The organism is Ignavibacteria bacterium (genome assembly GCA_016873775.1).
Lineage (GTDB): Bacteria > Bacteroidota > Ignavibacteria > UBA10030 > F1-140-MAGs086 > JAGXRH01.
Map to the genome: position 1 here is coordinate 1 of VGWC01000137.1, position 2,498 is coordinate 2,498.

Here is a 2,498-nt window from a genome sequence, read left to right on the forward strand (position 1 = left end):
CGAGCCGAAGAAACGCGGCTTTTCAATATATGGTCCGCCGTCTTCGGGACAAAACACATCGCAGTTTCCACATTCGTTACACGCATCGGCAAAGTTTGCGATTTGATGTTTGTCTTTTACAGAAAAAATTCCGCCATCTATTTCTTTCCAACTTCCGTTCGCAATTTCGATATTATTGAAATGAATTTCTGTCGGTTCAATTTCAAAATAAAAATTCGCATCGTTCGGACAAACGGGAATACACTTATCGCAACTGATGCAATCGAACAACACCAAATGACTTCCGATTTTTCGGGGCGGTTTGTAGTTGGAAGAAAAGTGGTAGCGCGGATTTGTAATTGATTTTTCTATAAGTAAAGTTGTGTTTTGTATAATCGCAGATGTGCGATGTGGGATATGCGATGTGTGTGAATCAGTGTTGAGTTGCGAGTTACGAGTTGCGAGTTCACCGCTTCCTAATTCGTAATTCCTAATTCTTAATTCATAATTACTTTTCACAATAAACTCATCAATCGTTTTCGCTCCAACATCTTTCATTCTCCGTTCCAGATTCAAAAGATATTGCGGCAATCGTCCATAGCCACCGGGGCGAAGTAAATCTGTGCAAGTCGTAATCGGCACAAGTCCAATCGCAACGCAATCGGCAAAATTATTCGCATCAACACCGGCAGAAAATGAAACAGGAAATTCGCCGCTGAAAATTTTTCTCCATTCATTTACCAGCGCGAGATGAAGCACGTGCAGCGGTTGCCCCGAAAGATATTGCACATTCTCTTTCAAAAAATTTCCTTTGTTAAATACTTCAAGTGTGTTGCCGAATTTTACGCCGATGGTTTTGTTCTTCTTCGCCGCAACAGTTTGCAAACACTTTACAACATCAATCGCATCAGCAAAAGAAATATTTACGTCATATACTTTTGGATTTACTTCAACGTTGGTGTAACCAAGTTTTTCAAAAAGCAAATGTTCGAGTTTTTCTTTTCCCAACATCGGCGGATTCATTTTGATAATCACGTTGAAATCCATTTCACACAAGAGAAATTCGCAAATACGTTCTATCTCGTTTGCTGGTGTTCCGTGAAATGTCGAAAGCGTAATGCTGTTTCCTATTTCCGTTTTGAAATCAAAATTTCTGAACGAAGAAAACTCATCGGGAATTTCTTTTCGCAACCCGCCAATAATTGTCGAAGCATTTTTCATCACATTCAACCACGCGCGAATTTCTTTCGATTGAATTCCGTGCAAATCGTAACCAACGCTGATGTCGAAAACGGTTCGTGGTTTGAGATGTGCGATTTGAGATGTGGGATTTGAGTTGAAAATTTCTTTGTTCCACTCTCCGCGCTCTATGCTCTTTGCTCTATGCTCTTCGCTCAAAATTTTACTCGCTTCTAAAATCTCAACGAGCATACTCGCTTTCACATATTCGCGTAGCGATTCATCGAGCAATAATTCTTGCGACCATTCCGTGTTGTAGCCGATTGTCGTAATATCAATGCACGGACGAGAAAGTTGAAGTCTATCATTGAGTTGCACGGTTTTGAGTTCCAACATTCGCGCACCGGCAAGCCACGAGAGAATAATATTTTGTGCGAGTTGAGTATGCGGGCCCGCGGCGGGACCTACGGGATTCGATGCAATGTTTCCGCAAAACGAAACGGACAAATCAAGTTCGGGATTCGCACGATAAAATTTTCGCGACGGCAAATCGAAAATAGAATCGTTGCGTTCGTATTCGTAGTAAATACGTTTGAGAAGTTTTTCAAAGGGAATAGGAACGAGTTCTGCCATTGTTTATTCACCACGAATTACACGGATGCTACGCGAATATTCGCAGATATATTCGTGTCATCCGTGGTTAATTTTATTCCAAAGTTTCTTCGCAACCTTCGCGGCTTTTGCTGAGATCGCCTCAACGTCAACTCCGACAAGTTCGCGATTCCATACGATAAATTTTCCGTTGCACATTACTGATTCAACGTTGGAAGAATTCATTCCGAATAAAAAATGATACGGAAGATTTTCTTTTGTCAGTGGCGTTGGCGAATCGTAATTCAATACAACAAAATCTGCAACAGATTTTTTTTCAAACGTTTCAAACTTTTCATTGAAAATTTCCGAAATAAGTTTATTTCCATTTGCAAGTAATTCAGAAGTCAATGGGATTTGAGATTTGAGATGTGAGATGGGTGCAAAATCTTTCCCCGGTCTCCTTGCTCTATGCTCTATGCTCTCCGCTCCACGCTCCTTGCTTCTAAAAAATCCAGTTCTCGCTTCTTCAAACATATCTGCGGGAAAACCATCCGTTCCCAACGCGGCACGATTTCCAAATAAATGGAGCGGTGCGTGACCAACATTATTATTCATATTCGAACGCGGATTGTGAACGAGCCACGAATCCGTTTTGTGAATCGAAGAATAATTATTTTCCGACAAATGAATGCAATGCGCAAGGATACTTTCCTTTTTTAAAATGTTGAAACGTGATAATCGCTCGC

The 2,498-nt window shown here is 40.9% G+C and carries 1 protein-coding gene; it reads right to left on the reverse strand.

Annotation, left to right across the window (positions count from 1 at the left end):
• Positions 1-1,791, reverse strand: a 1,791-nt coding sequence (locus FJ218_11340; protein ID MBM4167495.1) for a glutamate synthase, incomplete at its 3' end; no start/stop codon positions are given.
• Between the last annotated feature and the right edge of the window lie 707 nt (positions 1,792-2,498).